Origin of the sequence: Bradyrhizobium sp. 142 (assembly GCF_023074015.1) — a bacterium.
In the GTDB taxonomy this organism is placed as follows: Bacteria; Pseudomonadota; Alphaproteobacteria; order Rhizobiales; family Xanthobacteraceae; genus Bradyrhizobium.
On the sequence record NZ_JADPKQ010000005.1, the window covers coordinates 1 to 1101 of the forward strand.

The 1101-nt window shown below is 65.6% G+C and carries 1 protein-coding gene; it reads left to right on the forward strand.

Translation table 11 applies throughout. The features are described from left to right. Positions 1–97 precede the first annotated feature (97 nt). Positions 98–1101, forward strand: a 1004-nt coding sequence (locus IVA82_RS00690; protein WP_247493123.1) for an IS256 family transposase, incomplete at its 3' end; no start/stop codon positions are given.

Below are 1101 nucleotides of genomic sequence, written 5' to 3' on the forward strand. Positions count from 1 at the left end.
GAGCTATGCAGGAAAGTGGGTGATGACGGAATGAGATAGGCGGCGTATCGAGGCGGGTGTCGAGCCTGCCAGAACCTCTCAAGGAGAGCGATACGCCATGAACGAGACTAGCAACATTGTCCCGCTTCGTCAGCCCGACGAGATCGATGATCCACTGACCAATATCCTGCGAGCTGGTGCGCGGCAGCTTCTGGCGCAGGCCGTGGAGATCGAAGTCGAGACGTTTCTTGCCACGGTGAAGGATTTGAAGCTGGCCGACGGGCGCGCCCGTGTCGTGCGACATGGTTACGGCCCGGCGCGAACGATTGCGACCGGCATCGGACCGGTCGAGGTCGCGCGGGCGAAGATTCGGGACCGCGGGGCGGCCGGCGATAGCGAGCGGATCCGGTTCAGCTCGGCAATCCTGCCGCTGTGGGCGCGGCGCACCCGGAGCCTGGATGCGCTGTTGCCGGTGCTGTACCTGCGCGGCATCTCGACCGGCGATTTCCAGGAGGCGCTGACGGCCTTGCTGGGCAGGGACGCGCCGAACCTGTCGCCGGCGGTCATCTCCCGGCTGACGGCCGAGTGGCAGGGCGAGTATGAGCGCTGGCAGAAGCGCGATCTGTCGGCGCGACGCTATGTGTATGTGTGGGCCGATGGCGTCTTCCTGCAGGCGCGCATGGAAGACCACGGCGAATGCATGCTGGTGCTGATCGGCGCGACGCCGGAAGGCAAGAAGGAACTGATTGGCTTTCAGGTCGGCGTCCGGGAGAGCGCGCAGAGCTGGCGTGAGCTCCTGATCGACGTGAAGCAGCGCGGGTTGCAGATCGCCCCGGAAATTGCCGTTGGCGACGGCGCGCTCGGCTTCTGGAAGGCGCTCGACGAGGTCTTTCCCGGCACACGGCACCAGCGCTGCTGGGTGCACAAGACCGTAAACGTCCTGGACAAGGTCCCGCTCTCGGTCCAGGCCAACATGAAGAAGGACCTGCGCGAAGTCTACTGGGCGCCGAACCGGGCGGCCGCTGAAGCGGCGATCGGCGCCTTCGCCGAGAAATACCGCGCCAAGTACGGCCGAGCGGTCGAATGCCTCGCCAAGGACCGCGACGCGTTGCTGGCCTTCTA